This is a genomic window from Caballeronia sp. LZ033 (genome assembly GCF_031451265.1).
Lineage (GTDB): Bacteria > Pseudomonadota > Gammaproteobacteria > Burkholderiales > Burkholderiaceae > Caballeronia.
In genome coordinates this window covers 2,819,721-2,845,576 of sequence record NZ_JARUXQ010000001.1, presented here as the reverse complement: position 1 = coordinate 2,845,576, position 25,856 = coordinate 2,819,721, and the positions used below count along the sequence as shown (strand labels likewise).

The 25,856-nt window shown below is 64.2% G+C and carries 20 protein-coding genes; 18 read left to right on the top strand and 2 right to left on the bottom strand.

Annotation, left to right across the window (positions count from 1 at the left end):
- Positions 1–151: 151 nt before the first annotated feature.
- Entirely contained in the window at positions 152–1,342 is a 1,191-nt protein-coding gene (locus QCE62_RS13250; RefSeq protein WP_309918614.1) for a M20 aminoacylase family protein, read from the bottom strand.
- A 164-nt stretch (positions 1,343–1,506) separates the two neighbouring features.
- On the opposite strand from QCE62_RS13250, the gene QCE62_RS13245 reads away from it, so the two are divergent.
- Both QCE62_RS13245 and QCE62_RS13240 read left to right on the top strand, forming a co-directional pair.
- A complete protein-coding gene (locus QCE62_RS13245; protein WP_309918611.1) occupies positions 1,507–3,588 on the top strand; it encodes a molybdopterin oxidoreductase family protein in 2,082 nt (693 codons plus the stop codon).
- Between the two features lie 125 nt (positions 3,589–3,713).
- Complete coding sequence (locus tag QCE62_RS13240) at positions 3,714–5,387, top strand: long-chain fatty acid--CoA ligase (RefSeq protein WP_309918609.1); 1,674 nt, start codon at positions 3,714–3,716, stop codon at positions 5,385–5,387.
- A 155-nt stretch (positions 5,388–5,542) separates the two neighbouring features.
- On the opposite strand, the gene QCE62_RS13235 is transcribed toward QCE62_RS13240, so the two are convergent.
- Positions 5,543–6,706: a porin gene (locus tag QCE62_RS13235; RefSeq protein WP_309918606.1), complete on the bottom strand. Its 1,164-nt coding sequence runs from the start codon at positions 6,704–6,706 to the stop codon at positions 5,543–5,545.
- 492 nt (positions 6,707–7,198) lie between these two features.
- Between QCE62_RS13235 and coq7 the strand changes: the two genes are divergently transcribed.
- From coq7 to ftsZ, 16 genes are all read left to right on the top strand, one after another.
- On the top strand, positions 7,199–7,852 hold the full coding sequence (gene coq7, locus QCE62_RS13230; RefSeq protein ID WP_309811680.1) for a 2-polyprenyl-3-methyl-6-methoxy-1,4-benzoquinone monooxygenase: 654 nt from the start codon (positions 7,199–7,201) through the stop codon (positions 7,850–7,852).
- Positions 7,853–8,302: 450 nt separating this feature from the next.
- Positions 8,303–8,731, top strand: coding sequence for a division/cell wall cluster transcriptional repressor MraZ (gene mraZ, locus QCE62_RS13225; protein WP_309810034.1), 429 nt, complete (start codon positions 8,303–8,305; stop codon positions 8,729–8,731).
- A gap of 28 nt (positions 8,732–8,759) precedes the next feature.
- A complete protein-coding gene (gene rsmH / locus QCE62_RS13220) occupies positions 8,760–9,701 on the top strand; it encodes a 16S rRNA (cytosine(1402)-N(4))-methyltransferase RsmH (protein WP_309918603.1) in 942 nt (313 codons plus the stop codon).
- Positions 9,698–10,042 (top strand): cell division protein FtsL, encoded by a 345-nt coding sequence (gene ftsL, locus QCE62_RS13215; protein ID WP_309810025.1) that lies wholly within the window; start codon positions 9,698–9,700, stop codon positions 10,040–10,042. The genes rsmH and ftsL overlap by 4 nt, the downstream gene beginning before the upstream one ends.
- Positions 10,039–11,895: a penicillin-binding protein 2 gene (locus tag QCE62_RS13210; protein ID WP_309918600.1), complete on the top strand. Its 1,857-nt coding sequence runs from the start codon at positions 10,039–10,041 to the stop codon at positions 11,893–11,895. The genes ftsL and QCE62_RS13210 overlap by 4 nt, the downstream gene beginning before the upstream one ends.
- The gene (locus tag QCE62_RS13205; protein WP_309918597.1) at positions 11,892–13,436 is read left to right on the top strand and encodes a UDP-N-acetylmuramoyl-L-alanyl-D-glutamate--2,6-diaminopimelate ligase; all 1,545 of its coding nucleotides are present in this window, start codon (positions 11,892–11,894) and stop codon (positions 13,434–13,436) included. Before QCE62_RS13210 ends, QCE62_RS13205 begins: the two co-directional genes overlap by 4 nt.
- Positions 13,433–14,863: a UDP-N-acetylmuramoyl-tripeptide--D-alanyl-D-alanine ligase gene (murF, locus tag QCE62_RS13200; RefSeq protein ID WP_309918595.1), complete on the top strand. Its 1,431-nt coding sequence runs from the start codon at positions 13,433–13,435 to the stop codon at positions 14,861–14,863. Before QCE62_RS13205 ends, murF begins: the two co-directional genes overlap by 4 nt.
- Positions 14,864–14,880: 17 nt before the next feature.
- Positions 14,881–16,050 carry a phospho-N-acetylmuramoyl-pentapeptide-transferase gene (mraY, locus tag QCE62_RS13195; protein ID WP_309810012.1) on the top strand — a complete coding sequence of 390 codons (1,170 nt, stop codon included), beginning with the start codon at positions 14,881–14,883 and terminating at the stop codon, positions 16,048–16,050.
- 71 nt (positions 16,051–16,121) lie between these two features.
- The gene (murD, locus tag QCE62_RS13190; RefSeq protein ID WP_309918593.1) at positions 16,122–17,633 is read left to right on the top strand and encodes a UDP-N-acetylmuramoyl-L-alanine--D-glutamate ligase; all 1,512 of its coding nucleotides are present in this window, start codon (positions 16,122–16,124) and stop codon (positions 17,631–17,633) included.
- Positions 17,630–18,925 (top strand): putative lipid II flippase FtsW, encoded by a 1,296-nt coding sequence (ftsW, locus tag QCE62_RS13185; RefSeq protein ID WP_309918590.1) that lies wholly within the window; start codon positions 17,630–17,632, stop codon positions 18,923–18,925. Before murD ends, ftsW begins: the two co-directional genes overlap by 4 nt.
- Entirely contained in the window at positions 18,922–20,040 is a 1,119-nt protein-coding gene (gene murG / locus QCE62_RS13180) for an undecaprenyldiphospho-muramoylpentapeptide beta-N-acetylglucosaminyltransferase (protein ID WP_309918587.1), read from the top strand. The genes ftsW and murG overlap by 4 nt, the downstream gene beginning before the upstream one ends.
- On the top strand, positions 20,041–21,450 hold the full coding sequence (gene murC / locus QCE62_RS13175) for a UDP-N-acetylmuramate--L-alanine ligase (RefSeq protein WP_309918585.1): 1,410 nt from the start codon (positions 20,041–20,043) through the stop codon (positions 21,448–21,450). It begins immediately after the preceding gene.
- A gap of 25 nt (positions 21,451–21,475) precedes the next feature.
- On the top strand, positions 21,476–22,417 hold the full coding sequence (locus QCE62_RS13170; protein WP_309918582.1) for a D-alanine--D-alanine ligase: 942 nt from the start codon (positions 21,476–21,478) through the stop codon (positions 22,415–22,417).
- A 50-nt stretch (positions 22,418–22,467) separates the two neighbouring features.
- Entirely contained in the window at positions 22,468–23,220 is a 753-nt protein-coding gene (locus QCE62_RS13165) for a cell division protein FtsQ/DivIB (RefSeq protein WP_309809994.1), read from the top strand.
- Positions 23,221–23,246: 26 nt separating this feature from the next.
- Positions 23,247–24,479: a cell division protein FtsA gene (gene ftsA, locus QCE62_RS13160; RefSeq protein WP_309809993.1), complete on the top strand. Its 1,233-nt coding sequence runs from the start codon at positions 23,247–23,249 to the stop codon at positions 24,477–24,479.
- Between the two features lie 109 nt (positions 24,480–24,588).
- The gene (gene ftsZ / locus QCE62_RS13155; protein ID WP_309809990.1) at positions 24,589–25,797 is read left to right on the top strand and encodes a cell division protein FtsZ; all 1,209 of its coding nucleotides are present in this window, start codon (positions 24,589–24,591) and stop codon (positions 25,795–25,797) included.
- Positions 25,798–25,856: the final 59 nt, after the last annotated feature.

Here is a 25,856-nt window from a genome sequence, read left to right as displayed (position 1 = left end):
TGATAGTGCGGATCACCCGTGTGAAAGTAGGTAATCGTCAGGCTCCTCATGCTCCAAACAAAAACCCCACCCCACAAAGGTGGGGTTTTTGCGTTTCAGACCGCCACAGCGCGCGCAGCAGCCTCGCGCAGTGACTCACGCTAAACCAAGTTCAACGCGCCAAAAATCGCTCAGCCAAACGGACCCAATACGATGAGCCGATCGATAGCAGGTCATCGTTGAAGTCGTAGCTGGCGTTATGCAACATGCACGGTCCGGCGCCGTGTCCGTGATCGCGATGTCCACCGTCGCCGTTGCCGAGAAACGCATAACAGCCCGGCTTCGCAAGCAGCATGAACGAAAAATCTTCCGCGCCCATCGTCGGTTCGACGGAACTGTCCACCTTGTCTTCCCCGACAACCTCTGCCATGACCGCGGCTGCGAACCGTGCTTCCTCGGGTGCGTTGATCGTAGGGGGATAGTTGCGCAAGAAGTGCACGTCAGCTTCGCAGTCGTAAGCGGACGCAGTCGCTTCGACGATCTTCCTCATGCGCGCCTCGATCAAATCGAGCGTCTCGACCGTAAAAGTCCGCACAGTCCCACCCAGCCAGGCCTGATCCGGGACGACATTGACGGCATCGCCGGCATGAATCTGCGTGATCGAGAGCACCGCGGTATCCATGGGCTTCTTGTTGCGCGTGATGATGCCCTGAAGCCCGTTCGCGATCTGCACTGCCGTGAAAACCGGATCGCGTCCGTTATGAGGCATTGCCGCGTGCGAACCCGTTCCGCGGATCGTCACGCGAAACTCGTTGCTCGACGCCATGATCGGCCCTGCAGTCACACCGAAGTGGCCAGCCGGCATGCCGGGCCAGTTGTGAATGCCAAACACGGCATCGACGGGAAAGCGCTCGAAGAGTCCATCCTCGATCATCGCTTTCGCGCCCGCGCCGCCTTCCTCCGCCGGCTGAAATATGAAGACGACAGTGCCATCGAATTGACCGTGTTGCGACAAATGCTTCGCGGCCCCGAGCAACATGGCCGTATGGCCATCGTGACCGCAGGCGTGCATGCGCCCATCGTAAGTCGACCGGTGACCAAAGGTGTTCAGTTCCTGGATGGGCAAGGCGTCCATGTCGGCACGCAGGCCAATCGAAGCATGACCGTCGCCGCGTTTCAACACGCCGACCACACCCGTCTTGCCCACCCCGCGATGAACTTCAATGCCCCATCGTTCGAGGCTTTCGGCTACCAGCCGAGCCGTGCCGACCTCCTCATAACGCAGTTCGGGATGAGCATGAATGGTTCGTCGAAGGGTCTGGATTTCGTCGTGTGATGCTTCGATTTCAGGGATCAGGTTCATTTGAACTACTCTTGGATTTGAATTCGGAATGCGCGTATTGACTACGTATGGTGTTCTCCCATTCTACGCCGCCACTATTTGCCGGATCGGGCGGACGGTCGCATAGCGGGCGTAATAGAATTCCGTTATCTGCCGCCGTTTTTCATGTTTTTTCGGACTTTCCAATGAACGCCCCAGCCGAGTTCGCCCGCGCCGTTTGCCCGCATGATTGTCCCGACACGTGCGCCTTGCGCGTGACCGTCAAGGACGGCAAGGCGATCAAAGTCAGCGGCGATCCCGACCATACGCCCACCCAAGGCGTGCTCTGCACAAAGGTAACGCGCTACGCCGAACGCACGCATCACAAGGATCGCCTGCTCACGCCATTGCGGCGTATTGGCCGAAAGGGCGAAGGACGATTCGAGGCGATCGGCTGGGATGAAGCGCTCAAGCTCGCAGCCGAACGGCTTAAGCCAATCGCGAAACGCGCCCCCGAAGCCATCCTGCCGTATAGCTATGCCGGCACCATGGGACTCGTTCAGGGCGAAAGCATCGCGGCGCGCTTCTTCAACGTACTCGGCGCGTCGCGGCTCGAGCGCACGATCTGCGCCGCCGCGGGCGCTGCCGGCCTCCGCTATACCTACGGCGCCAGTCTCGGCATGCACACCGAGTTCTATGCCGAGAGCGAAATCATTCTGATCTGGGGCGCCAATCCGATCGCATCGAGCCTGCATTTCTGGACCCTTGCCCAGGAAGCCAAGCGCCGAGGCGCGAAGCTGATTGCCATCGATCCCTATCGATCGCTGACGGCCGAGAAGTGTCATCAGCACATCGCGCTGCGGCCCGGCACTGACGCAGCGCTCGCGCTCGGCATGATCGACGTGCTGATCCGCGAGCATCTCATCGATCCCGACTACATCCGCGCGCATACGCTCGGTTTCGACGCGCTCGCCGCGCGAGCAGCGCAGTTTCCGCCTTCGCGCGTCGCGCAGATCTGCGGCATCGAAGAGGGCGTCGTGGTCGAACTGGCGCGCGCCTTCGGCTCGACGAAGAAAGCGTCGATCCGTCTCAACTACGGGATGCAGCGGGTGCGCGGCGGCGGTAACGCGGTGCGCGCGATTGCCTGTCTGCCGTCGCTCACGGGCGCATGGCGTGAACGTTCGGGCGGGCTGCTGCTGTCGTCATCGGGTTGGGCGCCCATCGATGGCGCCGCGCTCGAGCGTCCCGATCTCCTGCCCGGCTGGCCCACTAAGCTTCCCCGCGCGATCAGCATGAATGCGATCGGCGATGCGCTGCTGCATCCGGGCGACGAGACCTTCGGCCCGAAGGTCGAGGCGCTGATCGTGTACAACTCCAATCCGGTCGCGGTTGCGCCGGACTCGGCGAAGGTCGCCGCGGGTTTCGCGCGTGAGGACTTGTTCACGATCGTGCTCGAGCATTTCCAGACCGATACCGCCGACTACGCCGACCTGATTTTCCCGGCGACGACGCAACTGGAACATCTCGACGTCCATAAGTCATACGGCCATACGCACATCATGGCGAACATGCCGGCAATCGAGCCCGTTGGCGGATCGCGGCCGAATACCGACATCTTTCGTGGCATCGCCCGCGCGATGGGCCTGGACGAGCCGGCGTTATACGAGACCGACGAGGCGATTGCATCGAAGGCGTTTCACTGGAACGATTCGACGCTCGAAGGCGAAGGCTGGGACAGCCTGAAGGAAGCGGGCTGGCTGAAGCTCCGACTGGACGACGCGCCGCTGGCGAATGGCGGGTTTCGCACGCCCTCCGGCAAGTGCGAGTTCTACAGCGAACGCCTGAAACAGGAAGGACTCGACCCGCTGCCGGACTATCTGCCGCCCTATGAATCGGCCGACGGCTCGCCGGAACTGCACGCGCGCTATCCGCTCTCGATGATCTCGCCGCCCGCGCGCAACTTCCTGAACAGCAGTTTCGTGAATATCGAGAGTCTGCGCGCCGCGGAGCGCGAGCCTCATCTTGACCTCCATCCCGCCGACGCTGCGGCTCGCGGTATTGCAAACGGTGCCCTGGTGCGCATCTTCAACGACCGCGGTTCGATGCAGGCCCGTGCGCGCGTGACGGAGCGGGCGCGCGAGGGCGTCGTCGTCGGTCTGTCGATCTGGTGGAAGAAGCTGTCGCCGGACGGCCGCAACGCGAACGAAGTGACCAGCCAGGCGCTGACGGACCTCGGCCGATCGGCAACCTTCTACGATTGCCTGGTGGAAGTGGAACCCATGCATTGATGAGTTCGTTCACGAGGGACGAAACAAGTGTGCAGCATGGCGTCTAACCCAGTTGTCGGACGTAATCCAAGCAGCTAGGATTTCATTTCCGCACGACCATTCTAAAAGCTGATAAAGGAGACGCCGTGGAGAAACCGTGGCTGAAGTCGTACCCGGCCGGCGTGCCAGCGGAAATCGATGTATCGGCGTATCGGTCGGTTTCCGAGTTGCTCGAGGACAGCTTCCGCGCCAATCGCGACCGTCGCGCGTTCGTGTGCATGGGGCAGGCCATCACCTACGGCGAGCTCGACACGATGTCGCGCAACCTCGCCGCGTTTTTCCAGCAGAAGGGCCTGGCGCGCGGTGCGCGCGTCGCGCTGATGATGCCGAACGTCCTGCAATACCCGGTGGCGATCGCGGCCGTGTTGCGCGCGGGATATATCGTCGTCAACGTGAATCCGTTGTACACGCCGCGCGAACTGGAGCATCAGCTCAAGGACAGCGGCGCGGAAGCGATCGTCATTCTGGAAAACTTCGCGGGCACCTTGCAGGCCGTGGTCCGGAACACTGCGATCAAACACGTGATCGTCGCTGCGATGGGCGACCTGATGGGCGTGAAGGGCCTGCTCGTCAATTTCGTCGTGCGCCGCGTGAAAAAGCTGGTGCCCGAATGGAGTTTGCCCGGAAGCATCCGCTTCAATGACGCACTAGCCGAAGGCGGCCGCGCGACGCTTCGAGCGGTGACGCAGGGCCCCGACGACGTCGCGTTCCTGCAATATACCGGCGGCACCACGGGCGTCGCGAAAGGCGCGACGCTCACGCACGGCAACGTGGTGGCGAACACGCTGCAATCCCAGGCGTGGTTCGATCCGGCGCGCAAGCGTCGGCCGGACATCGACCAGTTCGTGTGCGTGGTTGCGTTGCCGCTGTATCACATCTTCGCGTTGACGGTCTGCGGCTTCCTGACGATCCGCTGCGGCGGCGTCGGCATGCTGATTCCGAATCCGCGCGACATCGCGGGCACCATCAAGGAACTGAAGGGCGTGCAGATCAACACGTTCCCGGCTGTCAACACGCTCTACAACGCGCTGTTGAATCATCCCGATTTCGGCAAGCTGGATTTCTCGAAGCTCATCGCCGCGAACGGCGGCGGCATGGCCGTGCAGGAAGCGGTGGCCAAGCGCTGGTTCGCGAGCACGGGCGTGCCGATTGTCGAAGGGTACGGGTTGTCGGAAACGTCGCCGTGCGTAACCTGCAATCCGTCGACGGCCACCGAATACACCGGCACGATCGGCCTGCCGCTGCCTTCGACGGAAGTCGCCATCCGCGACGACGACAATCGCGACGTGCCGCTCGGTCAGCCCGGCGAGATCTGCATTCGCGGGCCGCAGGTGATGGCGGGCTACTGGAATCGTCCGGATGAAACCGCCAAGGTGATGACGCCCGACGGCTTTTTCCGTTCCGGCGATGTCGGCGTGCTGGACGAGCGGGGCTATGTGAAGATCGTCGATCGCAAGAAGGACATGATCCTGGTGTCCGGCTTCAACGTTTATCCGAACGAGATCGAGGATGTCGTCGCGATGCTGCCCGGCGTGTTCGAAGTGGCGGCGGTCGGCGTCAAGGATCAGAATTCCGGCGAGGCGGTAAAGCTGTTCATCGTGCGCCGGGACCCGAGCCTGACCGAAGCGGACGTGATCGCCTATTGCAAGGAGCGGCTCACGGGCTACAAGCGTCCGCGCATGATCGAATTTCGCACCGAACTGCCGAAGAGCAATGTCGGCAAGATCCTGCGGCGCGAACTGCGCGACGGACGAGTCTGAAAAATCGGCCAGTCGAGAAAAAGCCTTCGTGTCGTGAGACATGAAGGCTTTTTTGTTGGCTGCGAGCGACAGCCGCCGCAGACAATGCCGGACCGGAACGCAGACGAAAAAAAGGCGCCCGAAGGCGCCTTTCAGAGCATGCTGCTTTGTTCTTATTAGAACTTGTGGCGGATGCCGACGATAGCAGCGACCTGGTTCGTCGTCGACGACGGCGACAGGCCGTTGATGCTGGCAACTGCGCTGCGGCCAGTCGAATCCGTGCCGCTTGCGTGCTGGTACACACCGTCGAGGTACACGTCGGTACGCTTCGACAGGAAGTAGTCCGCGCCGAGCATTGCCTGATGGTACTTGGCATCGCCCAGGCCGTAGCCCTTCGTGTAATCGTAAGCGACGCCGAGCAGCAGAGCCGGGGTCAGCTGATACTTGAAGTTGATTTCGGCGTTGTGGAACTTGCCCGAACCGCCCGTGTAACCTGCCGGGTTCAGGCCCGTGCCGGCTTCCGAAGCGACATCCTTGAACTGCGTGTTGCTATACGTTGCGCCAACGGTCGCTGCGCCGAACGTGTAAGCACCGCCTGCCGAGATGACTTGCTGCGTCTTCGCCGAAGCAAAGCCCGAGTACACGCGGCTGGCAGCCATGTTCGAGGCCGTAGCGCTCGACGACGGCGTGTTGCCGAAGAACGAGTAGTTCGGATCCTTGACGTTCAGGTAGCCGGCGCCCAATTGCAGCGGGCCTTGTGCGTAGCCTGCGCCAACCGACCAGATCTGGTTGCGGTTGAACTGGCCAGCGTTGCCGCCCAGGCTGTACAGACCGCCGAACGTGAAGCCAGCGTAGTTCGCGCTCGTGTACTTGACCGCGTTGTTCACGCGATTCGAGTTGTTCAGGTTGTCGAGGTCGCCCGGGTGTGCGCCGAAGTACGAGGCCCACTGGCTACCGACTTCGAATGCGCCCGTGTAGTCAACCACGGAGTCGTACTGGCGACCCAGCGTGACCGTACCGAATTGCGTCGAACCCAGGCCGACATATGCCTGACGGCCGAATTCAGCACCACCTTGGCCCAGACGGCCGTTGAACACGTTGAAGCCGTTTTCCAACACGAAGATGGCCTTCAGACCGCCACCCAGATCTTCCGTACCACGCAGGCCCCAACGGCTGCCTTGCAGGTTGCCGCTGTTCATCTGGTACTGCTTTTGGCCGTTGGCGTTATTCGTGTACACGAAGCCTGCGTCGATGATGCCGTACAGCGTCACGCTGCTCTGCGCATGGGCAGCACCAGCGAAAAGGCCCAAAGCTGCGAGAGCGAGAAGCGACTTTTTCATTGAATAGATCTCCAGGGAGTGATTGCGACTTTTTGGCAAGGTCACTGTTCTTGGCGCCAGTGTGTTGACGGTCCCTGCCGGGCTTCTTAACGAAGTTGACACGTAATGTAACAAAGAGACTTTTACGGACAAAGGAAAAGGGGCCCGTCCTTGAGACTCATGTGACGTTTACGCAACAGGCGCTAAAATGTTGGTTTTGCAGGATTTTTGCGACCCGTGTTTGCCCTAATTCCAAATTGTGGCTGATTCGAGCGGTCGGTTCCGTGCTTTTTGGCCACGCCGGCGCACTGGCAACAGCCAGATTCTTGTCATGTCGCTGCCATTTTCGAGGGCCGTTGCGGAGCTACAGACGCAGCGGAGCGAGCCATCGGACGCATTCGAGGTACGCTAGAATCCGCGTTTTGCCGCCGCGATACGCTGGAGTGAAGAACGCGGATTGCTGGATCGGGTGGTTCCAGCCACCGTCGGCGGATAACGAAGAGAGGTGAGAACATGACGCTCGATGAAGTCATCAGCGAGTTCGATCGGGGGCTGCGCTCCATGACCGGTGTGAGCCGCATGTCGCGGCCGCTTCCCGAGGCGGCGCCGGGCACGAGTGCCGAAGACGATCTCTTCCCTGAGGAACTGCAACTCACCGACAAGGAGCGCGCGCACTCGGCCGGCCTGATGCGCGTGAATCATGTCGGCGAAGTCTGCGCACAGGCGCTTTATCAGGCGCAGAAGCTCGCGACAACTTCGCCTGAACTGAAATCCAGTTTCGAGCACGCGGCACGCGAGGAAGAAGATCACCTGGCGTGGACGTCGCAACGGCTCAAGGATCTCGAGTCGCGTCCGAGCCTCCTCAATCCGTTCTGGTATGCCGGTGCGCTGGCACTCGGTTTTGTCGCGGGACGGTTCGGCGATCGCGCGAGCCTCGGCTTCATGGCCGAGACCGAACGTCAGGTCGAGCAGCATCTCGACGGCCACATGAAGACGTTGCCGGCCAATGACCGCGCGTCGCGTGCCATTGTCGAGCAGATGCGACTCGACGAAAGTGCGCACGCCGCCGCGGCAACCAGCGCCGGCGGCAGCGAGATGCCCTTTCCCGTGCGCGCGCTGATGCGCGCGGCATCGAAAGTCATGACCACTACCGCCTACTATATATAGTATGACCACGGTCCCGGTCGCCCATGGATGGCCGATCGGGCCGCTTCTCGGCGAAATTCCACTTTTCGCCTGAGAAACGCCCGCAAGAACCGTTACATTTCCCTCATTTCACGCGCTGATTTCACGTATCACCTTCAGATCCGTCACTAGCTCTCTAATTCATAACGCTTTTCTGTTTTCCCGTCACTTCAAGCTCGTGCGCTAAGTCCTTGTTCTAGCGGAAAAAAACGTCTCGAAAAAAAGTTACGCGTCTTGACCGAGGAAATGCCTTCCTCTAAAGTGGGAGACAGTGTGAGAAAGTGGTCTTTTGTGTGATTCACAGGCCATTTTTGAGCAAAACAGCGGCGGGAGGGGCGCCATCGTGGCGCCGGAGCCGGCCAGAAGGTCCGGACGCACGCCAAGGCGCGCACCCGGACGGCACAAGGCAGAAGGCACAGGGGAGAGGGGCGAGTGTTCCAAGGGGCGTCGGCGCTGACGCTCGATGCGAAAGGGCGGATGTCGATTCCGTCCCGCTATCGGGAAGCGCTGCAAGGGCAGGCAGAAAGCCGGGTGACGCTCACGAAGAGCCCGGATGGATGCCTGTTGCTGTTTCCACGCCCCGAATGGGAAGTCTTTCGCGCCAAGGTCGCCGCGCTTCCGATGGAAGCGATGTGGTGGCGGCGCATCTTTCTCGGTAATGCAATGGACGTCGAACTGGACGGCAGCGGGCGCGTGCTGGTTTCGCCCGAGTTGCGCTCGGCTGCGTCGCTTGAAAAAGACGTGACGCTGCTCGGCATGGGCGCGCACTTCGAATTATGGGATGCCGAAACCTACGCCGCGAAGGAAGCCGCGGCCATGGCGCAGGGCATGCCCGACGCGCTGAAGAACTTCACCTTCTGACGCGGCGCTGAAGAACATGGCACCTGCGATGGGAAATGAACTGCAGCATCGCACGGTGCTGCTGAAGGAAGCGGTAGACGGGCTGATCACGCGGACCGACGGCATCTACATGGATGGCACGTTCGGGCGCGGCGGACACAGCGGAGCAATCTTGCAGCGGCTGGGCGAAGCGGGGCGGCTGATCGCTTTCGATAAAGACCCGCAGGCCATCGCCGCGGCGGAAAAGATTCAGGATTCGCGCTTTGCGATCGTTCACGACAGCTTCGCGGTCATGCGTGAAGCGGCCAGCGAGCGCGGCGTGCAGAAAGTGTCGGGTGTGCTGCTGGACCTGGGCGTGTCGTCGCCGCAAGTGGACGATCCGGAGCGCGGCTTCAGCTTCCGCGCACAAGGTCCGCTCGACATGAGGATGGATCCGACTCGAGGGGAGTCGGCAGCTGAGTGGCTCGCGCGAGCCACGGTGCAGGAACTGACGGAGGTGATAAGAGATTATGGGGAAGAACGGTTTGCTTTTCAGATTGCAAAGGCGCTTGTTGCTCGCCGGGCAGAGTCCGACCGTCTTGGGCCTCTCGACACCACGCGCGAGCTTGCCGAAATCGTGGGTCACGTCGTCAAAACCCGTGAAAAGGGCAAGGACCCGGCAACTCGCACCTTTCAAGCTATACGGATTTACGTCAATCAAGAGCTTGCGGAGCTGCAGGTAGTTCTCGAATCGGCACTGGCATTGTTGGAGCAAGGGGGGCGGCTGGTCGTGATCAGCTTTCATTCGCTCGAAGACCGGATCGTCAAGCGGTTCATGCAGGCGCACGCAAGCGCGCCCGCCGTGGACCGGCGCTTGCCGATCCGTGCGGTCGATCTTCCCAGCCCGCCGTTGCGGGTGGTGGGCCGCGTGTTTCCGAGCGAGGCTGAAGTGGCCGACAACCCCCGGGCACGGTCCGCGGTGATGCGTATCGCGGAGCGGATCGCGCCATGAACCGTCTCAACATCCTGCTGCTGATCGTCGTGCTCGGGTGCGCGCTGTCGGTCGTCAGCGCCACCAACAAGCAGCGGCAGGTGTTCATCGAACTGCAGCGGGCGCAATCGCAGGAGCGTCAGCTGCAGCAGGATTATTCGCAACTGCAGTATCAGCAGAGCGCGCTGTCGAAGACTTCGCGCATCGAGCAATTGGCCAACACGTCCCTCAAGATGCAGCCCGTGACGACCGGACGTACCCAATATCTCACCTATGACGCGGCCGCCAACAAGGCCGCCGACGCCCCCATGCCGCCGCCGCTGCCGGCGTCGGCGCCGCCTGCCCGCGGAGCCAAGCGATGAAAAAAGCCGCGAAGCAGAGAGACATCGCTCATACGCCGAACCCGCTCCTCGCCGTGCGCCTGCCGATGTGGCGTTCGAAGTTCGTCGTGTTCCTGCTGTTCATGGCGTTCGTCGCGCTGGCCGGGCGAGCGTTCTGGATCCAGGGCCCGGGCAACGCCTTCTTCAAGAAGCAGGGCGAGAGCCGCTATCAGCGCACGCTCGAAATGCCGGCCACGCGCGGGCAGATTCGCGACCGCAACGGTCTCGTGCTTGCCACGAGCCTGCCGGTGAAGGCCATCTGGGCGATTCCCGAAGCCGTGCCGAACGATCTCGGCGCGGACAAGCTCGCGGAGCTGTCGAAGCTGCTCGACATGTCGCAGAAAGAGTTGCGCACGAAGCTCTCGATGGACAAGACCTTCGTCTACGTGAAGCGCCAGGTGCCGCTCGAAGTCGCGCAGAAAGTCGCGGCGCTCGACATCCCCGGGATTTATTCGCGCGGCGAATACAAGCGCTTCTATCCGGAAGGCGAAATCACGGCACACCTGATCGGCTTTACTAATATTGAAGACAAGGGCCAGGAAGGGGTCGAACTCGGCGACCAGGGCGTGCTCGCCGGCACGCCGGGCATGCGCCGCGTGATCAAGGACCGCATGGGGCACATCGTCGAGGACGTCGACGAGCAGGTGGTGCCGCACAACGGCAAGGATGTCGAACTGTCGATCGACAGCAAGATCCAGTACATCGCGTACACGAACCTGAAGGCGGCCGTCGAGAAGTCGAAGGCGAAGGCGGGCGCGGCGATCGTGATCGACGTGAAGACGGGCGAGGTGCTCGCGCTCGTCAACTATCCCACCTACAACCCGAACGACCGCTCGCACATGACCGGCGAGCAGTTGCGCAACCGCATTCTCACGGACACCTTCGAGCCGGGCTCGATCATGAAGCCGTTCACCGTTTCGCTCGCACTGGATCTGCACCGGGTGACGCCGAACACGCTCGTCGAAACCGGCGGCGGCTCCTTCGTGCTGGACGGCGCGCGCATCACGGACGACGCCGGCTTCGGCACGCTCACGGTGGGCGGCGTGATCCAGAAGTCGAGCAACATCGGCGCGACCAAGATCGCGATGCAGCTGCGTCCCGAAGAAATGTGGAACATGTACACGAGCATCGGGCTCGGTCAGGCGCCGAAGGTCGGCTTCCCCGGCGCGGTGACCGGACGCCTGCGGCCGTGGAAGAGCTGGCGCCGCATCGAGCAGGCGACCATGTCCTACGGCTACGGCCTGTCCGCCTCGCTGTTCCAGCTGGCGCGCGCCTATACGGCCATCGCCAACGACGGCACCATTCTGCCGGTCTCCATCTTCCGCACGCCGGCCGACCAGCCGCCGCTCGGCCAGCGTGTCTTCGCGCCGACCACCGCGCGTGAAGTGCGCGCGATGCTGGAAACCGTGGTGTCGAAGGGCGGCACGTCGCCGGATGCGGCGGTGCCGGGCTATCGCGTCGGCGGCAAGTCGGGCACGGCCTACAAGCACGGCGGCCACGGCTACGATCATTCGAAGTACCGCGCGTCGTTCGTCGGCATGGCGCCGATGCCCAATCCGCGCATCGTCGTGGCCGTGTCGGTCGACGAGCCGACGGCCGGCAGCCACTTCGGCGGCCAGGTGTCGGGTCCGGTGTTTTCGGGCGTGGTCGGCGACACGCTGCGCGCGCTCAACGTGCCGCCCGACATGCCGGTCAAGCAGATGGTCGTGAACGACGAGTCGAATCCGGCGAATGCCGTGAATGCTTCCGTGGGCGCCCAGCCGTCGAATCCGAACACCGCGAAGAAGGTCGCGGTGTCGAGCAATGCGAAGACGCATCCGGGAGTCGTGCGATGAGCGCGCAAGCCCGTCAGACGCGCATGCAGAAGGACATGTCGCACGCCGTCGACTGGCTGCGCGCGCATGCTCGCCCGGACGCGCACCTGCATGCGGACACGCGTTCGCTGAAGAGCGGCGACGTGTTCCTGGCGTATGCCGTCGATGGCGCCGACAACCGTCCGTACCTCGATGCAGCGCTCGCCGCGGGCGCCGCCTGCGCGCTCTATCAGCCCGAGCATTTCGCGGGCAAGCCGGACGCAGCGAAGACGCTCGCCGTGAAGGCGCTCAACGAGCTCGCCGGTCCCATTGCTGCTGCGTGGTACGGCGAGCCCACGGCGTCGATGCTGACCGTCGGCGTGACCGGCACGAATGGCAAGACCTCGTGCAGCCAGTGGATCGCCACCGCGCTGACGGCGCTCGGCCGCCCGTGCGCGATCATCGGCACGCTCGGCATCGGCATGCCGGGCAAGCTCACGCATACCGGTTTCACCACGCCTGACGCGCCGCAATTGCAACGCAATCTCGCGCAGCTGAAGGCGCAGGGTGTCGAAGGCATCGCGATGGAAGTGTCCTCGCACGCGCTGCATCAGGGGCGCGTGAACGGCGTGGATTTCGACATCGGCATCTTCACGAATCTCACGCAGGATCATCTCGACTATCACGGCACGTTCACGGCCTATGAAGCCGCGAAGGCGCGCCTGTTCGCGTGGCCGACGCTCAAGACGGCCATTGTCAACCGCGACGACGCGGCGGGCCAGCGCCTGATCGAATCCCTGCGCGGCAAGGTCCGCACGATTGCCTATGGCGTCGAGATGCCCGTCAGCGCCACGCCCGGCGCCGACGCGCTGCTGCTCGCCACGCAGGTGCGCGCCACCGCGACGGGCACGGCGTTCCACCTGTCGTCGGATTGGGGCGAGGCCGATGTCGAAGTCGGCACGCTCGGCGACTTCAATGTGAGCAATCTGCTCGCGGTCCTCGGCGTGCTGCTGGAAGTGGGCGTGCCCTTCGATGCCGCGATCACGCGCATCGCGAAGCTCGAATCGGTGAACGGACGCATGGAACGGCTGGGCGGCCGCCTGCAGAACGACGAGCCGCTCGTCGTGATCGATTACGCGCACACGCCGGACGCACTGGACAAGACCCTGGCAGCGCTGCGCCCGATGGCGGCGGCGCGCGGCGGCGAACTGATCTGCATGTTCGGCTGCGGCGGCGACCGCGACGCGACCAAGCGTCCGTTGATGGGCGCCATCGCCGAGCGTCTTGCCGATCAGGTCGTCATCACGAGCGACAACCCGCGCAGCGAAGACCCGATGTCGATTATCGAGCAGATCGCCGCCGGCATGAAGGACGCGGCGCGGACGCGCCGCATCGAGGATCGCGCGAGCGCCATCCTGCAGGCTATCCGTGCAGCCGCGCGCGAGGACGTCGTCGTGCTCGCCGGCAAGGGGCATGAGGCCACGCAGGAAATCATGGGCAAGAAGCGCGCGTTCTCGGACCAGGATCACGCGCGCCTCGCCTTGGCATCGCGCGCCACGCAACCGCGCGGAGGTGGCGAATGACGATGTTCACCTTGCGCGACGCCGCCGCGCTGATCCCGGGCGCCACGCTCCACGGCGAGAACGACATTGCGATCGAACGCATCGTCACCGACAGTCGCGGCGTGCAGGCCGGCGACTTGTTCATCGCGGTGAAGGGCGATCGTTTCGATGCGCATGATTTCCTCGATCAGGTGGCGAAAAGCGGCGCGGCCGCCGCGCTCGTGTCACGCGAATCAAGCAACGGCAGTGCCTGGCCGCTTCCTGCCATCAAGGTAAAGGACACGCGCGCGGGCCTCGGTGCGTTGGCACACGGCTGGCGCATGCGCTTCACGATGCCGCTCGTCGCCGTCACGGGCAGCAACGGCAAGACCACGGTCAAGGAAATGATCGCCTCGATCTTCGCTGCGGCCGTCGGCGAAGAGGCGCGTCTCGCGACCGCGGGCAACTTCAACAACGACATCGGCCTGCCGCTCACGCTGTTCCGCCTGAACGCGTCGCACAAGCTGGCCGTGGTCGAGCTCGGGATGAATCATCCGGGCGAAACCGAACTGCTGGGCAAGATCGCGGCGCCCACTGTCGCCGTGGTCAACAACGCGCAGCGCGAGCATCAGGAATTCATGGCGACGGTCGAAGCCGTCGCGCTCGAACATGCGTCCGTGATCCATGCGCTCGGCGAAACCGGCACGGCCGTGTTCCCGGCGGACGATCACTACGCCAGCATCTGGCGCGTCGCGGCGACGGGCAATCCGATCATGGATTTCGCGCTCACCGACGACACCTCGAAAGCCGCCGTCACCGGCACGCTCGACGGCACGACGGTCCATCTGCACACGCCGCAGGGCGCGTGCGATGTCGCGCTGGCCGTGCTCGGCGAGCACAACGCGCGCAACGCGCTGGCCGCCGCGGCGGCGGCGCTGGCCGCAGGCGTTGCGCTGGATGCCGTGAAGCGCGGCCTCGAAGCCTTTCAGCCGGTAAAGGGCCGCCTGCAAGTGAAGCGCGCGCAGCTCGGCGCGCTGGCCGGCGCCACGGTGATCGACGACACCTACAACTCGAATCCGGATTCGATGCGCGCCGCCATCGACGTGCTGGCCTCGCAGGCCGCGCCGCGCGTGCTCGTGATGGGCGACATGGGTGAAGTCGGCGAGGAAGGCCCGGCGTTTCATCGCGAAGTCGGCGCGTATGCGGCGCAGCGCGGCATCGATGCGCTGTTCGCGCTGGGCGCAGCCAGCCGCGATGCGGTGAACGCATTCAACGCGCAGGCATCGAAGCAGACCGGCGCGCATTTCGATGACGCGGCCAGCCTGATCGACGCGCTCGAACACGCCGGCTACGGCGAGCACGCCACGTATCTCGCGAAAGGCTCGCGCTTCATGAAGATGGAGCGCGTGGTGGACGCCTTGACGAGTCCACATCAACCCGCAGCGGGCCAAGCGCCCGCGGCACATTGATTCACTGAAGGACCAGCATGCTACTCGCACTCGCGCAATGGCTCCAGAATGACGCCAGCTTCATGCGCGTGTTCAACTACCTCACGTTTCGCGCCGTGGGCGCCACGGCGACGGCCATGTTGATCGGCCTCGTCTGCGGCCCCTGGGTGATCCGCAAGCTGACCGCGCTGAAGGTCGGCCAGGCCGTGCGCAAGGACGGTCCGCAGTCGCACCTCGTCAAGTCCGGCACGCCGACCATGGGCGGCGTGCTGATCCTCATCGGCATCGCGGTGTCCACGCTGCTGTGGGCCGACCTCACGAACCGCTTCGTGTGGATCGTGATGCTCGTCACCTTCGGCTATGGCGTGATCGGCTGGGTGGATGACTACCGCAAGGTCGTGCACAAGGACCCGCGCGGCATGTCGTCGCGCGAGAAGTATTTCTGGCAATCGGTGATCGGCCTGTTCGCCGCCGTGTATCTCGCGTTCAGCGTGTCCGAAGCGAGCAACACGCGCGTATTCGATCTCTTCATGGCGTGGGTGCGCAGCGGTCTTTCCATGGGCCTGCCCGCGCGCGCCGACCTGATGCTGCCGTTCGTGAAGGCCATCAGCTATCCGCTCGGCGTGTGGGGCTTCATCGCGCTGACGTATTTCGTGATCGTCGGTTCGAGCAATGCCGTGAATCTCACCGACGGCCTCGACGGCCTCGTCATCATGCCCGTCGTGCTCGTGGGTGCGTCGCTGGGCGCGTTCGCATACGTGATGGGCAGCTCGGTGTACTCGAAGTATCTGCTGTTCCCGCACATTCCCGGCGCGGGCGAACTGCTGATCTTCTGCTCGGCGATGGGCGGCGCGGGCCTCGCCTTCCTCTGGTACAACACGCACCCCGCGCAGGTCTTCATGGGCGATGTCGGCGCGCTCGCGCTCGGCGGCGCGCTCGGCACGGTGGCGGTGATCGTGCGTCAGGAGATCGTGCTGTTCATCATGGGCGGCATCTTCGTGGCGGAAACGCTGTCGGTGATGCTGCAGGTGTTCTGGTTCAAGTTCACGAAGCGCCGTTACGGCGAAGGCCGCCGTTTCTTCAAGATGGCGCCGCTGCATCACCACTACGAGCTGTCCGGCTGGACCGAAACGCAAGTGGTGGTGCGCTTCTGGATCATCACGTTGATGTTGTGCCTGTTTGGCCTCTCGACGCTGAAGCTGCGTTGAGCGTTTGCTGAGCGTTTGCAGCACCCAAAGCTGTTCAGGTCTTTTTGTAGTTCTCCGGGAAAGGTAAAGCGATGTTTGGCGAGAAGTTCGTGGGTCGGCAAAGTCCGATGGTGCTCGTGCTAGGACTGGGTGAATCCGGTCTGGCGATGGCGCGCTGGTGCGCCAGGCACGGCTGCCGCCTGCGTATCGCCGACACGCGCGAGACGCCGCCCAATCTCTCCGAATTGGCCGTCCACAAGATCGATGCGGACTTCGTCGGCGGCGCCTTCACGCCCGAATTGCTGGACGGCGGCATCGAGCTGGTCGCGATCAGCCCGGGGCTGTCGCCGCTCGCGGAAGACCTCGCGCCGCTGATCGCCGCTGCCAACGAGCGCGGCATTCCGGTGTGGGGCGAACTCGAACTGTTCGCGCAGGCGCTTGCCGGGCTCGGCGCGAATGGCTATGCGCCGAAGGTGCTGGCGATCACCGGCACCAACGGCAAGACCACGACCACCGCGCTCACCGGCCTCTTGTGCGAGCGCGCGGGCAAGACGGTGGCGGTGGCGGGCAACATCAGCCCGGCCATGCTCGACAAGCTGACCGAAGCCATCGACCAGACCGCGCTGCCTGACGTGTGGGTGCTCGAACTGTCGAGCTTCCAGCTGGAAACCGCGCACACATTCGCGCCGGATGCCGCCGCGGTGCTCAACATCACGCAGGATCACCTCGACTGGCACGGCGGCCTCGATGCCTACGCCGCCGCGAAGGGCCGCATCTTCGGGCCGCGCACGGTGCGCGTGCTGAACCGCGACGACTCGCGCACCATGGCGCTCGCGAAGAACATCGCGCAGGACCGCGTGGTGAGCTTCGGCCTGAACGAGCCGTCGTTCGTCGGCGACTACGGGCTGCTGCGTGACAACGGCATGCTGTGGCTGGTGGCAGGCATCGATCAGGACGCCTCGGGCGAGCCCGCGCCGTCGCGTCGCCGCAAGCAGGAAGCCGCCGAGCCGAACCTCGTGTCGAAGCGTCTGATGCCCGCCGACGCGCTGCGCATCCGCGGCCTGCACAACGCGGCGAACGCGCTGGCCGCGCTGGCGCTCGCGCGCGCGATCGACCTGCCGCTCGCGGCGCTGCTGCACGGGCTGCGTGAATATCGTGGCGAGCCGCATCGCGTGGAAGTGATCGCGCAGATCGACGGCGTCGATTACGTCGACGACAGCAAGGGCACCAATGTCGGCGCCACGGTCGCGGCGCTCGACGGCCTCGCGCAACGCGTCGTGCTGATCGCCGGCGGCGACGGCAAGGGCCAGGACTTCTCGCCGCTCGAAGCGCCGGTCGGCCGCTGGGCGCGCGCGGTGATGCTGATCGGCCGCGACGCGCCGCGCCTGCGCGAGACGCTCGCCGCCACCGGCGTCGCGCTGGAAGACCACGCCACGCTCGAAGCGGCGACGAACGCCGCCGCGCGCATCGCGGAAGCCGGCGACGCCGTGCTGCTCTCGCCCGCGTGCGCGAGCCTCGACATGTTCAAGAACTATGCACATCGCGCCGACGTGTTTCGCGGCGCGGTCGAAGAAATCGCCGCCGCGCGGGGAGTGATGCTATGAGCTGGACGGAACGCTTCGGATCGAAACTGACGGGCCAGCGCAACGTGGTCTCGCACGACTCGCTCGCGGGCCGCACGGACTCCGGCATGCGTTCGCGCCGCGAAAGCGCGGGCGGCATTTCGAGCGCGGTGAACGGCGTGCGTCCCGCGCGCTCGCGCATGCTCGACTATGACTATTCGCTGTTGTGGGTGACGATCGCGCTGCTCGGCCTGGGCGTGGTGATGGTGTATTCGGCGTCCATCGCGATGCCGGATTCGCCGAAGTATTCGAGCTACCGCGACTGGCACTTCCTCGTGCGCCACCTGATCTCGATTGCGACAGCGCTCGTCGGCGCGGTGATCGCCTTCAAGATTCCGATCAAGGTCTGGGAAAAGTACGCGCCGAAGTTCTTCCTCATCTCGCTGGTGCTGCTGATCATCGTGCTGATCCCGCACATCGGCAAGGGCGTGAACGGCGCGCGCCGCTGGATTCCGCTCGGCATCACGAACATGCAGCCGTCGGAAATCATGAAGCTCGCGGTGACCATCTACGCCGCGAACTACACCGTGCGCAAGCAGGAGTTCATGCACAGCTTCGGCAAGGGCTTCCTGCCGATGGCCGTCGCGGTCGGTTTCGTCGGCGCGCTGCTGCTGCTCGAACCGGACATGGGCGCGTTCATGGTGATCGCGGCCATCGCGATGGGCGTGCTGTTCCTCGGCGGCGTGAACGGCAAGCTGTTCGGCGGCCTGGTGGCAACGGCCGTCGGCACCTTCGCGCTGCTGGTGTGGGCGTCGCCGTGGCGTCGCGAACGGATCTTCGCCTACCTCGATCCGTGGGACGACCGTTACGCGCAAGGCAAGGCTTATCAGCTGACGCACTCGCTGATCGCGTTCGGACGCGGCGAGTGGTTCGGCGTCGGACTCGGCGGCAGTGTCGAGAAGCTCAACTACCTGCCGGAAGCGCATACCGACTTCATCCTGGCTGTGATCGGCGAGGAGCTTGGTTTCGTCGGCGTGATCTGCGTGATCCTGCTGTTCTACTGGATCGTGCGCCGTGCGTTCGAGATCGGTCGCCAGGCGCTCGCGCTCGACCGCACCTTCGCCGGCCTGATGGCCAAGGGCGTGGGCATCTGGTTTGGCGCGCAGACCTTCATCAACATGGGGGTGAACCTCGGCCTCCTGCCGACCAAGGGTCTCACGCTGCCGCTCGTCAGCTACGGCGGCTCGGGCATTCTGCTGAACTGCGTCGCGCTGGCGGTGCTGCTGCGCGTCGACTATGAAAACCGGGTGCTGATGCGCGGAGGAAAAGTATGAGCGCGCGACGCGACCGCACCTTGATGGTGATGGCGGGCGGCACCGGGGGCCATGTGTTCCCGGGGCTCGCGGTCGCGCACTGGATGCAGTCGCGCGGCTGGCGCGTGGTATGGCTCGGCAACGCGTCCGGCATGGAGGCGACGCTCGTGCCGAAGCACGGCATTCCGATGGAATACGTGCGCTTCGGCGGCGTGCGCGGCAAGGGTCTCAAGACCAAGCTGATGCTGCCGGTGAACCTGCTGCGCGCCTGCACGCAGAGTCTCGCTGCGCTGCGCCGCGTGAAGCCGGATGTGGTGCTCGGCATGGGCGGCTACATCACGTTTCCGGCGGGCATCATGACGAAGCTCGCGGGCTGCCCGCTCGTGCTGCACGAACAGAATTCGATCGCCGGACTCGCGAACAAGCTGCTCGCGCATCTCGCGAAGCGCGTGCTGGTGGCGTTCCCCAATGCTCTGCCGAATGCGGAATGGACGGGTAATCCGATCCGTGCGGAACTAACCAGCGCTTTGCCACCCAAAGAACGCTACGCCGCGCGTTCCGGACGCCTGAATGTGCTCGTCGTCGGCGGCAGTCTTGGTGCTGCGGCGCTGAACGAAACCGTGCCGAAGGCGCTCGCGCTGCTCGCATCGGACCAGCGTCCGCGCATCGTGCATCAGGCGGGCGCGAAGCATATTGCGGCGCTCGAAGCACATTACGCGGCGGTGGGCCTCGTGCAGGACGAAGACCTGCAACTCGTGCCGTTCATCGAAGACATGGCCAGCGCCTATGCGGCGGCGGATCTCGTGATCTGCCGCTCGGGCGCCATGACCGTTTCCGAAATTGCGGCCGTGGGCGTGGCTGCGTTGTTCGTGCCGTTCCCGTTCGCCGTCGACGATCACCAGACGACCAACGGCGCGTTCCTCGCGAAGAACGGCGCGGCCGAGCTGATACAACAACATGATTTGTCGGCGCAAAAGCTCGCCGACTGGTTGCGCGTACAGACCCGCGACACGCTGGCCGGAATGGCCGTGCGTTCACGCGAGCTGGCGAAGCCGGACGCGACCGAGAAGGTCGCGAGTATTTGCGCCGACGTGGCGGGCGCGCGTTTCGACGCGCAAGCTCGGGAGGCACACTGAATGAAACATATCGTCAAGCATATTCATTTCGTCGGGATCGGCGGCGCGGGCATGAGCGGCATCGCCGAAGTGCTGCTCAATCTCGGCTACCACGTCAGCGGCTCGGATCTCTCGAACGGCCCGGTGACCGAACGCCTGCGCGCACTCGGCGCGCGTGTCGAGATCGGCCATCACGAGCACAACATCGAAGGCGCGAACGCGGTCGTCGTGTCGACGGCCGTGCGTTCCGACAATCCCGAAGTGCTGGCCGCGCGCCATCGCCGCGTGCCCATCGTGCCGCGCGCCGTGATGCTCGCGGAGCTGATGCGCCTGAAGCAGGGCATCGCGATTGCCGGCACGCACGGCAAGACCACGACCACCTCGCTCGTCGCGAGCGTGCTGGCGGCGGGCGGGCTCGATCCGACCTTCGTGATCGGCGGGCGTCTCAACAGCGCGGGCGCGAACGCGCGGCTCGGCACCGGCGACTTCATCGTGGCCGAAGCGGACGAGTCGGATGCGTCGTTCCTGAATCTGTTCCCGGTGATCGAAGTCATCACGAACATCGACGCCGATCACATGGACACCTACGGCCACGACTTCGCGCGGCTCAAGCAGGCGTTCATCGAGTTCACGCACCGGCTGCCGTTCTACGGCATCGCGGTGCTGTGCGTCGACGATCCGAACGTGCGCGAGATCCTGCCGTTCGTATCGAAGCCGATCATCCGCTATGGCCTCGGCGCGGAAGCCGAAGTGCGCGCGGTGAACGTCGAGGCGCGCAATGGCCGCATGCATTTCACGACGCTGCGCACCGACGCGCCGTCGCTCGACATCGTGCTGAACCTGCCGGGTACGCACAACGTGCAGAACGCGCTCGCGGCCATTGCGATTGCGACTGAACTCGAAGTGCCGGATGCCGATATCCAGCGTGCGCTCGCCGAATTCAACGGCGTGGGCCGGCGCTTCCAGCGCTACGGCGAAGTGAACGCGAACGCAGGCGAAGGCGCGTACACGCTGATCGACGACTACGGTCATCACCCGGTGGAAATGGCCGCGACCATTGCGGCGGCGCGCGGCGCGTTTCCGGGGCGCCGTCTGGTGCTGGCGTTCCAGCCGCATCGCTTCACGCGCACGCGCGACTGCTTCGAAGACTTCGTGAAGGTGCTGTCGACGGTCGATGCCCTCGTGCTCACCGAGGTGTACTCCGCGGGCGAAGCGCCGATCGTCGCCGCCGACGGCCGGGCGCTCGCGCGGGCCATTCGGGTGGCAGGCAAGGTCGAGCCGGTCTTCGTCGACACGGTGGACGAGATGCCGGATGCGATCACGACGCTCGCGCGCAACGGCGATGTGGTGATCACGATGGGCGCGGGTTCCATCGGCGGGGTGTGCGGCAAGCTCGCCAATGCCACAAGCACGACGAGCGGTCAGAACTGACATGACAGACGTAACGAGCAATCAAGTGAATCGAATCGATCCGAAACTCTTCGGCAAAGTCGCGGTGCTGCTGGGCGGTCATTCCGCCGAGCGCGAGGTGTCGCTCAACTCCGGGCGGCTCGTGCTCGAAGGTCTGCGCGCCGCCGGCGTGGATGCGCATCCGTTCGACCCGGCCGAGCGTCCGCTGGCGGAACTGAAGAGCGAAGGCTTCGAGCGCGCGTTCATCGCGCTGCACGGCGGTTACGGCGAGAACGGACAGTTGCAGGGCGCGCTGGATTTCTACGGCATCCGTTATACGGGCAGCGGCGTGCTGGGTTCCGCGCTCGGCATGGACAAGCTGCGCACCAAGCTCGTGTGGCAGCAGACCGGCATCCCGACGCCGCCGTTCGAAACCGTCTTCCGCGACGAAGACTATGAAGCGCGCGCGCAGGACATCATCGCGAAGCTCGGCTTGCCGCTCTTCGTGAAGCCGGCGAGCGAAGGGTCGAGCGTCGCGGTCATCAAGGTGAAGAGCGCCGAAACGCTCGGCGCGGCGCTGGCGGAAGCCGCGCGTTTCGACAAGATCGTGATCGTCGAGCAGAGCATCGAGGGCGGCGGCGAATACACCTGCTGCATCGCGGGCGACCTGGATTTGCCGGTCATCAAGATCGTGCCGGCCGGCGAGTTCTACGACTATCACGCGAAGTACGTCGCCGACGACACGCAGTACCTGATTCCGTGCGGCCTGACGGAAGCCGAGGAAACGCGCATGAAGCAGTTGACGAAGCGCGCGTTCGACATCCTCGGCTGCACCGACTGGGGCCGCGCCGACTTCATGCTCGACGCCGACGGCAATCCGTATTTCCTGGAAGTGAACACGGCGCCCGGCATGACGGATCACTCGCTGCCGCCGAAAGCCGCGCGTGCGGTCGGCATCAGCTACAGCGATCTCGTCGTGCAGGTGCTGTCCCTGACCTTGAAGCAATAAAGCAGCAAAGCAATAAAGCGATCACTCACCGGACCTGTAGCAGCGAAACTATGTGGAACAACGTTCGCCAACTCAACCTCGCCGCCAATGCGCTGCACGTCGTACTCGTGCTGCTGCTGCTGGGCGCCGCGGGTTACTGGGCGATCCAGCGTCCCGAGTTCAGGCTGCGCGAAATCCAGATCGACGGCGACACGACCCACATCAGTTCGCCGGTGATCCGTGCGAGCGTGGTCGGGCGCGTGAAGGGCAATTTCTTCACGGTGGACCTGGATTCGGCGCGGACCGCGTTCGAACAGGTGCCGTGGGTGCGGCATGCGAGCGTGCGCCGGGTCTGGCCGAACGCGCTTGCAGTGACGCTCGAGGAATACAAGCCGCTCGGCACGTGGGGCACGGATCAGCTGGTGAGCACGGACGGCGAGTTGTTCACCGCGAACCAGGGCGAGCTGGACGACGACCTGCCCGCGTTCGACGGACCGGAAGGCACCGCGAAGGAAGTGGTCGCGCGCTATCACGACTTCGAGAAGTGGTTCGCGCCGCTGGATGCGAAGCCGGACGAAGTGACGCTGTCGCCGCGTTTCGCGTGGACGGTGAAGCTCTCGAACGGCATGCAGGTCGAACTCGGGCGTGAGCGCAATCAGGACACGCTGCTCGAGCGCAGCAAGCGCTTCGTCGCGTCGTGGCCGGCGGTCACGGGGCGCTGGGGCAAGGAGATCGAATATGCGGATTTGCGTTACCCGAACGGCTTCGCGATACGAGCAGCGAACATGCGCTTCATCAATGACACCGACAAGGCCAAGAAGTAAGCAGACATCACGGGCATGAGCACGCTATGAGCAAAGACTACAAAGACCTGCTGGTTTCCCTCGACATCGGAACGTCGAAGGTGGTCGCGATCGTCGCCGAACTGAAGGGCGAAGGCCACTATGAGGTGATCGGACTCGGTCAGGCCGACTCGAAGGGGTTGAAGAAGGGCGTCGTGGTCAATATCGAGGCCACGGTGCAGTCCATCCAGCGCGCGCTGGAGGAAGCCGAGCTGATGGCCGACTGCAAGATCACGAACGTCTTCACCGGCATCGCGGGCAGCCATATCCGCAGCTTCAATTCGAGCGGCATGGTGGCGATCAAGGACAAGGAAGTCACGCAGGCGGACGTCGCGCGCGTGATCGAAACGGCCAAGGCGATCAACATCCCGACCGACCAGCAGGTGCTGCACATCCTGACGCAGGAATTCATCATCGACGGCCAGGAAGACGTGCGCGAGCCGATCGGCATGAGCGGCATCCGGCTGGAAGTGAAGGTGCACATCGTCACGGGCGCGGTGAGCGCGGCGCAGAACATCGTCAAGTGCGTGCGCCGCTGCGGCCTCGAAGTGAACGACCTCGTGCTGCAGCCGCTGGCGTCGTCGCTGGCGGTGCTGACCGAGGACGAGAAGGAACTGGGCGTGGTGCTCGTCGATATCGGCGGCGGCACGACTGACATCGCCATCTTCAGCGAAGGCGCGATCCGCCACACAGCCGTGATCCCCATCGCCGGCGACCAGATCACGAGCGACGTCGCCATGGCGCTGCGCACGCCGACGCCCGACGCGGAAGACATCAAGGTGAGCTACGGCATCGCGAAGCAGGCGCTCGCCGATCCGGACGAAATGATCGAAGTGCCGGGACTCGGCGAACGCGGCCCGCGCACGCTGTCGCGCCAGGCGCTGGCGGCGGTGGTCGAGCCGCGCGTCGAGGAGCTGTTCTCGCTGGTGCAGCAGGTGGTGCGCGAGTCGGGCTACGAAGAGCTGCTGTCGAGCGGCGTCGTGCTGACCGGCGGCGCCGCGATGATGCCCGGCATGGTCGAACTCGGCGAAGACATCTTCCTGAAGCCGGTGCGCATCGGCGTGCCGGAATACGCGGGCGGTCTCGCGGACGTGGTGCGCAATCCGCGCTACTCCACCGCGATGGGCCTGCTCGCCGAAGGACGCTCGCAACGCATGCGCGGCCGCAAGGTCGCGGTGCAGAACGGATCGATGGGACAAGTTTTTACGAGGATGAAGGACTGGTTCCTCGGGAATTTCTGACGAATACGCAGCAAACGAATTACGCGCTGGTACCGGCGGCTGGCGCGCGATGTGAGGTTGCCCGATCTCTCATCGAATAACGCCGATCTTCATTCTTGACGGAGGCAACATGGATTTCGAAATGCTGGAAACGGAAACCAACGGCACGATCATCAAGGTCGTGGGTGTTGGTGGTGCGGGCGGTAATGCAGTTCAGCACATGATCAACCGCGGTGTGCAGGGCGTCGACTTCATCGTGATGAACACCGACGCGCAAGCGCTGGCCCGTTCGCGCGCGCCGACGGTGCTGCAACTGGGCATGACCGGTCTCGGCGCAGGCGCAAAGCCTGAGAAGGGCAAGGAAGCGGCGGAAGATGCACGCGAGCGTGTCGCCGATGCACTGCGCGGCGCGCACATGGTGTTCATCACGGCAGGCATGGGCGGCGGCACGGGCACGGGCGCGGCGCCGGTGGTCGCGCAGATCGCCAAGGAAATGGGCATTCTGACCGTTGGCGTCGTGAGCAAGCCGTTCGAGTTCGAAGGCGGCCGCCGCATGCGTGTTGCAGAAGCTGGTTCGCAGCAACTGGAGGATCACGTCGACTCGCTGATCGTCGTGCTGAACGACAAGCTGTTCGAGGTGATGGGCGATGACGCCGAGATGGACAAGTGCTTCCAGTGCGCGGATGACGTGCTGAACAACGCTGTCGCGGGTATCGCTGAAATAATCAATGTCGATGGCCTGGTCAACGTCGACTTCGAAGACGTGAAGACCGTGATGGGCGAGCAGGGCAAGGCGATGATGGGCACGGCGACGGTTGCCGGCGTCGATCGCGCGCGTCTGGCTGCCGAGCAGGCTGTTGCCAGCCCGCTGCTGGAAGGTGTGGATCTGTCGGGTGCGCGCGGCGTGCTGGTGAATATCACGTCGAGCCGTTCGCTGCGTCTGTCGGAAACGCGTGAAGTGATGAACACCATCAAGTCCTACGCGGCTGACGATGCCACCGTGATCTTCGGTGCAGTGTATGACGACGCGATGGGCGACGCCCTGCGCGTGACGGTGGTGGCGACGGGTCTGGGCCGCGCGGCGAAGAAGCAGCAGCAAGCGCCGATGACCCTGCTCCGTACCGGCACCGACAACCAGCCGATCGCACACGGTCCGCAAACGGCGCACAATTCGTACGGTTCGCAGCACGGCCAGTCGACCACGGATTATGGTCAGCTCGACACCCCGGCGGTGTGGCGTTCGACGCGCGAGACGGCGGCATCGCATGTGCAGGCTTTGCAGGAAAAGGGTGTCGATACGTATGACATTCCGGCGTTCCTGCGCAAGCAGGCCGACTGAGCGTCGCGCACGTGATTTGCTGCTGAACGAAGTCTGACGAAGCAGCTCACCGCGTTGCC

What these genes read in the sequence shown, in the direction of transcription:
- QCE62_RS13250 (WP_309918614.1), bottom strand. Translation starts at nt 1,342, where the DNA reads ATGAACCTGATCCCTGAAATCGAAGCATCACACGACGAAATCCAGACC.
- murD (WP_309918593.1), top strand. Translation starts at nt 16,122, where the DNA reads ATGTTTGGCGAGAAGTTCGTGGGTCGGCAAAGTCCGATGGTGCTCGTG.
- QCE62_RS13210 (WP_309918600.1), top strand. Translation starts at nt 10,039, where the DNA reads ATGAAAAAAGCCGCGAAGCAGAGAGACATCGCTCATACGCCGAACCCG.
- ftsL (WP_309810025.1), top strand. Translation starts at nt 9,698, where the DNA reads ATGAACCGTCTCAACATCCTGCTGCTGATCGTCGTGCTCGGGTGCGCG.
- QCE62_RS13205 (WP_309918597.1), top strand. Translation starts at nt 11,892, where the DNA reads ATGAGCGCGCAAGCCCGTCAGACGCGCATGCAGAAGGACATGTCGCAC.
- ftsW (WP_309918590.1), top strand. Translation starts at nt 17,630, where the DNA reads ATGAGCTGGACGGAACGCTTCGGATCGAAACTGACGGGCCAGCGCAAC.
- QCE62_RS13245 (WP_309918611.1), top strand. Translation starts at nt 1,507, where the DNA reads ATGAACGCCCCAGCCGAGTTCGCCCGCGCCGTTTGCCCGCATGATTGT.
- mraY (WP_309810012.1), top strand. Translation starts at nt 14,881, where the DNA reads ATGCTACTCGCACTCGCGCAATGGCTCCAGAATGACGCCAGCTTCATG.
- coq7 (WP_309811680.1), top strand. Translation starts at nt 7,199, where the DNA reads ATGACGCTCGATGAAGTCATCAGCGAGTTCGATCGGGGGCTGCGCTCC.
- murF (WP_309918595.1), top strand. Translation starts at nt 13,433, where the DNA reads ATGACGATGTTCACCTTGCGCGACGCCGCCGCGCTGATCCCGGGCGCC.
- murG (WP_309918587.1), top strand. Translation starts at nt 18,922, where the DNA reads ATGAGCGCGCGACGCGACCGCACCTTGATGGTGATGGCGGGCGGCACC.
- ftsA (WP_309809993.1), top strand. Translation starts at nt 23,247, where the DNA reads ATGAGCAAAGACTACAAAGACCTGCTGGTTTCCCTCGACATCGGAACG.
- ftsZ (WP_309809990.1), top strand. Translation starts at nt 24,589, where the DNA reads ATGGATTTCGAAATGCTGGAAACGGAAACCAACGGCACGATCATCAAG.
- QCE62_RS13165 (WP_309809994.1), top strand. Translation starts at nt 22,468, where the DNA reads ATGTGGAACAACGTTCGCCAACTCAACCTCGCCGCCAATGCGCTGCAC.
- murC (WP_309918585.1), top strand. Translation starts at nt 20,041, where the DNA reads ATGAAACATATCGTCAAGCATATTCATTTCGTCGGGATCGGCGGCGCG.
- rsmH (WP_309918603.1), top strand. Translation starts at nt 8,760, where the DNA reads ATGGGAAATGAACTGCAGCATCGCACGGTGCTGCTGAAGGAAGCGGTA.
- QCE62_RS13235 (WP_309918606.1), bottom strand. Translation starts at nt 6,706, where the DNA reads ATGAAAAAGTCGCTTCTCGCTCTCGCAGCTTTGGGCCTTTTCGCTGGT.